The sequence below is a fragment of the Rhodopseudomonas sp. BR0C11 genome (genome assembly GCF_010820945.1).
In the GTDB taxonomy this organism is placed as follows: Bacteria; Pseudomonadota; Alphaproteobacteria; order Rhizobiales; family Xanthobacteraceae; genus Rhodopseudomonas; species Rhodopseudomonas palustris_H.
This window is the reverse complement of the sequence record NZ_QTKI01000242.1, coordinates 1-7,265: the sequence shown is the minus strand read 5'-3', so window position 1 is coordinate 7,265 and position 7,265 is coordinate 1. Positions and strand designations below refer to the sequence as shown.

Genomic DNA, 7,265 nt, shown 5'->3' with positions numbered 1-7,265 from the left:
GGTGATCCCGCTGCTCGGCCATGCCACCTGGCATTTGTACCGCAAGGCGGTCGAGCCGAACCCCAATCCGCCGCGATTGCCGCCGCCCAGCCCGCTCAAGCGGTCGGCAGCTGATTTCCCGGCCAACCTGCTGCAATGGAAGCGCAACGGGACCTGAGCCGACTCATCGGCAAGCTCCCCACCTCGGCCGCCGATCGTTCTCAGAGGTCGGCGGCCGTTTTGTGCATTGCGGCAGATCAAATCCCTCGATTCGCCATGAATACTCATTCACGACCTCCGTATTTATGCGTATGGTGCATGGGAACGGACCGAATTGTCCGAACGTCTTAACTCGGACGGTGGAGCTGACCGGCACTAGATTTCCGGTGGAAAGTCTCAAGCGGCTGAGAGTAGGGTCAGATTGCGCTGAAAATGCACTATATTTCAGCTCGGAAGACCCCGAGGCGCGAGGTCAGCAGGTCCTCCGCCCCAAGCTGCGAGCAGATCTCGGAGGCCGAGCCAGCGCAGAAGGGTTAATCATTCCTTCCCGGCGGTATGCATCCACGGATTAGCTGCGGTGCAGCATTTACGCTGCTGGTTTCCCGACTCGTCGCCTATATTCCTTTCGACGCTTCGGTTCTTCCGAAGAACTGAATCGTGGACAAGGAGACCATCCCATGCTGCTTTCGCTCATCCGCGCGATCCGCGCGTTCCGGGACTATCAGCGCAACGTCGCTGAGCTGTCCCAGCTCAGCGATCGCGAACTGGCCGACATCGGACTTGACCGTTCGGACATCCCGCGCGTCGCTTCGGGTCACTACAACGGCTGACCCGACCGCCTGTTTCTGCCTTCTACGGCCAACGCCCGCCTCCTGGCGGGCGTTGTCGTTTGTGGAGAAGAGTCGAGCAGTTTCGCAGCGTTGCAAACGGGATTTGACCCGCGACCGAAACAAGCTAGCTGTAGCCGATGACCAGCAGCATCCCCTCCGCCTCACCCGTCGTTCACGTCATTGGCGCCGGCCTCGCCGGCTCGGAAGCCGCTTGGCAAATCGCCCGCGCAGGGGTGCGTGTGGTGCTGCATGAGATGCGGCCCGTCCGTACCACTGAGGCCCACAAGACCGATGGCCTTGCCGAGCTGGTGTGCTCGAACTCGTTCCGCTCCGACGATGCCGCCAACAACGCGGTCGGGCTGCTGCATGCCGAGATGCGTAAGCTCGGCTCGTTGATCATGCAGGCGGCCGACGCAAACCAGGTGCCGGCCGGCGGCGCGCTGGCGGTCGACCGCGATGGCTTTTCGGCCGCGGTCACCAAGGCGCTGGCGGAGCATCCGCTGATCGAGATCTGCCGCGAAGAGATCGATGGCCTGCCGCCGCAGGAATGGGCCAGCGTTGTGGTCGCGACCGGCCCGCTGACCTCGGCGCCACTCGCCGACGCCATCCGCAGCCTCACCGACGAGAGTGCGCTGGCGTTCTTCGACGCGATCGCCCCGATCGTGCATCGCGACTCGATCGATATGTCAGTGGCGTGGTTTCAGTCCCGCTACGACAAGGTCGGCCCCGGCGGCACCGGCGCCGACTATCTGAATTGCCCGATGACCCGCGAGCAGTACGACGCCTTCGTCGACGCGCTGATCGAGGGTGAGAAGGTCGACTTCAAGGATTGGGAAAAGGACACGCCGTATTTCGACGGCTGCCTGCCGATCGAAGTAATGGCCGAGCGCGGCCGCGAGACGCTGCGCCACGGCCCGATGAAGCCGGTCGGCCTGACCAACCCGCACAACCCGACGGTCAAGCCTTACGCCATCGTGCAGCTCCGCCAGGACAACAAGCTGGGCACGCTGTACAACATGGTCGGCTTCCAAACCAAGTTGAAGCACGGCGCACAACTGCGTGTTTTCCGTACGATCCCGGGACTCGAAAACGCTGAGTTCGCAAGGCTTGGCGGCCTTCACCGCAACACGTTTCTGAACTCGCCGAAATTGCTCGACGAAAGCCTCAGGCTGCGCGCTTCGCCCCGGCTTCGGTTCGCCGGGCAGATGACCGGCTGCGAGGGCTACGTCGAATCCGCCAGCGTCGGCTTGTTCGCCGGCCTGGCCGCAGCAGCCGATGTGCTCGGAGCGCCGCTGGCGCCGCCGCCGCCGACCACGGCGCTCGGCGCCCTGCTCGGCCACATCACCGGCGGCCACATCGAGACCATCGATGCCGGCCCGCGCTCGTTTCAGCCGATGAACATCAACTTCGGCCTATTCCCGCCGCTCGCCAACCCGCCGACGAAGGGCCCGGACGGCAAGCGCCTGCGCGGTCCGGAGAAGTCGGTCGCCAAGAAGCAGGCCCTCAGCGCCCGCGCCCTCGCCGACATCGACGGCTGGATCGCCGCGCACCTGAAGCTGCCGAAGGCGGCGTAGTCGTTCGTCGCTGTCTGAGGCGCACAAGTCTTCTCCGTCATTGCGAGCGAAGCGAAGCAATCCAGAGCTCCATGCACAGTGCTGGATTGCTTCGTCGCTTCGCTCCTCGCAATGACCGGAGCCGGCCCGTTATATGCGGAGCACTTTGCTCCTGCTCGCTCGCCACAGCGTCCATAACGTCGTCAAGCGCGAGCGATCGAACGGCGTGAACGGATCGCGTTCCGGGGACGCCAGCTGGTCGAGATCGCGGCGCGCCAGCGCAAGCGGTAGGAAGGCGGGGCGCACCGAAGCCGGCAGCTCGGTCAGCTCCTGCATCGCCTGATCCAGATGCTTGCGGGCGTCCGCAATGACATCGGCGAGCGCGGCTTTCAGCGCGGGGGCCGATTGGCCGCCGAACACCTGCTCCAAGTCGCAGCCGTGCCGCTGCAGCACATCGTTCGGCAGATAGAGTTGGCGACGCGCGGAATCATAAGGCAGCCGCGCCACGATGCGCGCCACGCCGACCACGACGCCAGCGTGCCGCGCCACGTGATCGATCGCTTCTGCTTGCGCGCCGGTGTGGCCAAGAACGCGGGCGCCGAGCGCGAGAAGCGTCCCATCGGTCTCCACCAGATGCGGCTCGAGTACCGTCCAGTCCGGCATCGGGTCGTTATAGAGATCGAAGATGTGCGCCTCGATCAGCCGCGTCAGCGGTTCGATCCGTAGCCCGTGCTCGGCGATCGCCCGGGTCAGCTCGGCCGCGACCGGATTACCCTCGGCGCCGCCATGTGCCGACCCGGCAAGCAGATCCGTCCACCACTGCAGGCGGACCTCGCCGGGCAGCGGCTGGCTGACCTGACTGCGAACCCACACGATCTCGGCATTGAAGGCAGCGAGCGCCAGCAGCGACCGGCGTTTCTCGGGTGGGACGAACAGCGTCGCCGCATAGCGGTCGAAATCGGCCTCGCGCACCAAATTGGCGCAGAACGCCGCAGCGCCGGTGTCGGCCGTCTCGCTCATGGCACCGCGATCAGCGCAGCGGCGACCCGCCGCCGTTCGCCGATCATGATGTTGTAGGTGCGGATCGCCGGACCGGTCTGCATGGTGTCGAGCACAACGTTGACGCTGCGCAGCGCCTCGCGCAACTGCCGCGGCGCGACCCACAGATCGGCGCCGGTACCGACGATCAGCGTGTCGATCGCGTTGGCGTTGTCGAACACGCGCTGCAGACTGTAGCGGTCGATCTGTTCCGGCTTGGTCACGTCCCAGCCCCACACCGCATCGGGCAGAAACAGCAGCGATCCCTGATGCGACATGTCGGCGAAATAGAACCCGCCTTTGCCATAGGCATCGACCGCGGCCATGCGGGGAAAGTGCGGAAACTCGGAGCGCTGCGCCACGAGCTAGCGTCCTGCGTCGAGCGTTGGCGTCATGCGGCGGCACCCTACAGGTTTGCGCCGCTCGGCAGCGAGCGGCGACAGCGCGTCAATGCGGTGGCACGGCAACGGTTCAAACAAGCCGGCCGGGGCTGCCTGTTACCAGCAGCCCTGCCCGCCTGACTTACCGCTTCTTCGGCTTACCGGCCTTGGCCGGCTTGGCGGCCGGTGCGGTCGGCTCCGGATCGACAAACCGCGCCGGAACCTCTTCGGCCGCGGGCGGCGCGACCGGCTCGGGCTTCGCCGGCTTTTCAGCCGGCTCGTCGAGCCGATGTGTGCCGACGCCGAGATAGATCAGGATCGGTGCCGCGATGAAGATCGAGGTGTAGGTGCCGACCAGCACCACGCCGAACATCATCACCGCCGTGAACGAGTGGATCGCATGGCCGCCGAACAGCAGCAGCGCGAGCAGAGCCAGCGTCACGGTGACGTGGGTGATGATCGAGCGCGACAGCGTCGAGTTGATCGACTCGTTGAGCAGCTGCGGCATCGGCATCTTCTTGTAGCGCCGCAGCATCTCGCGGATACGGTCGTAGATCACGACGGTGTCGTTCAGCGAGTAGCCGAGAATCGTCAGCAGCGCCGCGATCGAGGTCAGGTCGAAGTCGACCTGACTGATCGACATGAAGCCGATCGTCAGCACGATATCGTGCACGTTGGCGATCATCGCGCCGAGCGCGAACTGCCATTCGAACCGGAACCAGAGATAGACCAGGATGCCCAGGATCGCGACCATCAGGCCGAGCATGCCGAACGCGAGCAGCTCGCTCGAGACGCGCGGGCCGACGACTTCGACGCGGCGATAGTCGACCGAGTCGCCGAGCGCGGCGCGCACCTTCTGCACCGCCGCCTGCTGCGCCTGGTCGCCACCGGGCTGCTCGGCGATACGGATCAACACTTCGGCCGGACCGCCGAACTGCTGCAGCTGCACATCGCCGAGGTTGAGCTTGCTCAGCGTGTCGCGCATGCCCGCGATATCGGCCGCACCGGAATGGGCGCGGACTTCGAGCAGCGTGCCGCCGCGGAAGTCGATGCCGAAATTCAGCCCGTGGGTGAAGAACAGCGTGATCGCGGCGATCGACAGCACCGCCGAGATCGGGAAGCTGATGCGGCGGAAGCGGGTGAAGTCGAAGTGAGTGTTGTCGGGAACGATGCGCAGCGACGGCAGCCAGCCGAAGATGCTGACGACCGTCAGCACCGCAATCAGAACGCCCAGCCCGACCAAAATCCAGTGTGTCACGTGTGGCTCTCTCGGATTCGATGCGTCAGATCGGCACGTGGTGCGGCCGCTTCCAGCGCACCCAGGTCGCGACGATCAGTCGGGTCAAAGTGAAGGCGGTGAACACCGTGGTGATGATGCCGATACCAAGCGTCACCGCGAAACCGCGCACCGGACCGGTGCCGATATAAAACAGCACGGCGGCGGCGATGAAGGTGGTGATGTTGGAGTCGAGAATCGTCGCCAGCGCGCGTTTGAAGCCGGCGTCGATCGCCGAGATCGCGTTTCGGCCTGCGCGAATCTCCTCGCGGATGCGCTCGTAGATCAGCACGTTACTGTCGACCGCGATGCCGACCGTGAGCACGATGCCGGCGATGCCAGGCAGCGTCAGGGTGGCGTTGAGCAACGACAGAATGCCGAAGATCATCGCGACGTTGACCGCCACCGCGAGGTTTGCGAACACGCCGAACAGCCGGTAGGTCAATAGCATAAACACGATGACGAGGATCGAACCGACATAGGCGGCGCGTTCGCCCTTCTCGATCGAGTCCTGGCCGAGCCCCGGACCGACCGTGCGTTCTTCGATGATGGTCAGCGGCGCCGGCAGCGCGCCGGCGCGCAGCAGGATCGCCAGGTCGTTGGCGCCCTGCACCGTGAAGCTGCCGGAGATCTGACCGGAGCCGCCGGTGATCGGTTCGCGGATCACCGGAGCAGAAATCACCTCGTTGTCGAGCACGATGGCGAACGGCAGGCCGACGTTCTCGGTGGTGGCGCGGGCAAATTTGCGGGCGCCGTTGGTGTTGAAGCGGAACGAGACGATCGGCTCGCCGGTGCGCTGGTCGAATCCGGGCTGCGCGTCGGTGAGATCGGCGCCCGACACCAGCACCTGCTTCTTGATCACGTAAGGCTGCTTCGGCGACGACGCGCTCATCAGCAGTTCGGAATCCGGCGGGACGTTGCCGCCCATCGCCTGGTCGCCCGACACCGAGCTGTCCACCATACGGAAGTCGAGCTTGGCGGTCTTACCGAGCAGCTCCTTCAGCCGGGTCGGATCCTGTAGACCGGGCACCTGCACCAGGATGCGGTCGGCGCCCTGGCGCTGAATCAACGGCTCGACGGTGCCGAGCTCGTTGACGCGGCGTTCGACGATCTGAATCGACTGATCGACCGACTGACGGACACGGTCGGCGATCGCGGCCTGCGGCACCGTCAGGCGGATCAGGCCGCCGCCGGCGTCGGAGACTTCGAGGCTACGCTGGCCATTGGAGCCGAGCAGACCGCCGAGCGGCTGCGACAGCTCACGCAGCTTGGCCAGCGCGGCCGGAACATCCGTGTCCTTGCTGATCCGGACCTCGACCGAGTCACCCTTGGTCGCGAGCCCCGTATAGGCGATCCGGGCTTCGCGCAGCACCCGGCGGGCGTCGTCACGAACCGAATCGAGCTTGTCCTTCTTCACCGAATTGGCGTCGACCTCGAGCAGGATGTGCGAGCCACCCTGCAGGTCGAGGCCGAGCACCAGATGTCGCTGCGCCCATTTCGGCCAGCTCTTGACGGTGCTCTCGGGGAAGAAATTGGGAACGGCGCAAAGGCACACTGCCAGCGCCGTCAGGATGATCGCCAGCGCCTTCCACCGTGAGATATAAAGCATCGAGTTGTCCCGTCAGAAACCGAAAGAGGCGGCGCGTCCAAGCATCAGCTCGACGCCGTGTCGTCCTTCGCCGGCTCGGTCTTGTCGCCCTCGGTCTTGGCCGGAGCGTCCTTGTCCTTCTTGCCCTTGGCCTTGCCGTTGGCTTCGGGAGCATCCTTGACCGGTTCGCCCTTGCTGCGGACGCCGGTGATCATCTGGCGCATCTGGCGTGCGCGAATCCCATCCGCGAGTTCGAACTCGACGGTATCATCATCGATCACCTTGGTGACCTTGCCGACCAGACCACCCGAGGTGATGATGGTGTCGCCGCGGCGAATGTTCTTCACCATCTCGGCGTGCTCTTTGACCTTCTTCTGCTGCGGGCGCAGGATCAGGAAATACATGATGACAAAGATCAGCGCGAACGGCAGCAGCGACATGATCATGCTGTTGGCGTCGCCGCCGGCGGCAGCAGCCTGGGCGTAAGCGGGCGTAACGAACATTCGGATTCCCCGTGAAAGCAAGCGAGCCGGCCCGGCGCGGAAGCGTCGGCCGGGGGGCGCAAATTCGCGCGGACTATAACCGCCGCGGTCCCAATTGCAACGCTGCCACCCGCCTCAT

At 65.0% G+C, this 7,265-nt stretch carries 7 protein-coding genes and 1 pseudogene; 3 read left to right on the top strand and 5 right to left on the bottom strand.

Going from position 1 to position 7,265, the window contains the following annotated elements; genetic code table 11:
- The 3 genes and pseudogenes from DYI24_RS28810 to trmFO all read left to right on the top strand — a co-directional run.
- Positions 1-157 (top strand): annotated as a pseudogene (locus DYI24_RS28810) (DUF2189 domain-containing protein); the annotation flags it as partial.
- A 499-nt stretch (positions 158-656) separates the two neighbouring features.
- Positions 657-809 (top strand): DUF1127 domain-containing protein, encoded by a 153-nt coding sequence (locus DYI24_RS17430; RefSeq protein WP_012496279.1) that lies wholly within the window; start codon positions 657-659, stop codon positions 807-809.
- A gap of 137 nt (positions 810-946) precedes the next feature.
- Complete coding sequence (trmFO, locus tag DYI24_RS17425) at positions 947-2,383, top strand: methylenetetrahydrofolate--tRNA-(uracil(54)-C(5))-methyltransferase (FADH(2)-oxidizing) TrmFO (protein ID WP_164573194.1); 1,437 nt, start codon at positions 947-949, stop codon at positions 2,381-2,383.
- Positions 2,384-2,512: 129 nt separating this feature from the next.
- Here trmFO and DYI24_RS17420 read toward each other — a convergent pair whose 3' ends face one another.
- The 5 genes from DYI24_RS17420 to yajC all read right to left on the bottom strand — a co-directional run bounded on the left by DYI24_RS17420 (position 2,513) and on the right by yajC (position 7,147).
- Positions 2,513-3,382: a phytoene/squalene synthase family protein gene (locus DYI24_RS17420; RefSeq protein ID WP_164573193.1), complete on the bottom strand. Its 870-nt coding sequence runs from the start codon at positions 3,380-3,382 to the stop codon at positions 2,513-2,515.
- A complete protein-coding gene (locus DYI24_RS17415) occupies positions 3,379-3,762 on the bottom strand; it encodes an Mth938-like domain-containing protein (RefSeq protein WP_164573192.1) in 384 nt (127 codons plus the stop codon). The genes DYI24_RS17420 and DYI24_RS17415 overlap by 4 nt, the downstream gene beginning before the upstream one ends.
- A gap of 160 nt (positions 3,763-3,922) precedes the next feature.
- Complete coding sequence (gene secF, locus DYI24_RS17410) at positions 3,923-5,038, bottom strand: protein translocase subunit SecF (RefSeq protein ID WP_107344738.1); 1,116 nt, start codon at positions 5,036-5,038, stop codon at positions 3,923-3,925.
- Between the two features lie 25 nt (positions 5,039-5,063).
- On the bottom strand, positions 5,064-6,665 hold the full coding sequence (secD, locus tag DYI24_RS17405; RefSeq protein WP_107344739.1) for a protein translocase subunit SecD: 1,602 nt from the start codon (positions 6,663-6,665) through the stop codon (positions 5,064-5,066).
- 44 nt (positions 6,666-6,709) lie between these two features.
- A complete protein-coding gene (gene yajC, locus DYI24_RS17400; protein ID WP_107344740.1) occupies positions 6,710-7,147 on the bottom strand; it encodes a preprotein translocase subunit YajC in 438 nt (145 codons plus the stop codon).
- Positions 7,148-7,265: the final 118 nt, after the last annotated feature.

What these genes read in the sequence shown, in the direction of transcription:
- DYI24_RS17430 (WP_012496279.1), top strand. Translation starts at nt 657, where the DNA reads ATGCTGCTTTCGCTCATCCGCGCGATCCGCGCGTTCCGGGACTATCAG.
- trmFO (WP_164573194.1), top strand. Translation starts at nt 947, where the DNA reads ATGACCAGCAGCATCCCCTCCGCCTCACCCGTCGTTCACGTCATTGGC.
- DYI24_RS17420 (WP_164573193.1), bottom strand. Translation starts at nt 3,382, where the DNA reads ATGAGCGAGACGGCCGACACCGGCGCTGCGGCGTTCTGCGCCAATTTG.
- secD (WP_107344739.1), bottom strand. Translation starts at nt 6,665, where the DNA reads ATGCTTTATATCTCACGGTGGAAGGCGCTGGCGATCATCCTGACGGCG.
- yajC (WP_107344740.1), bottom strand. Translation starts at nt 7,147, where the DNA reads ATGTTCGTTACGCCCGCTTACGCCCAGGCTGCTGCCGCCGGCGGCGAC.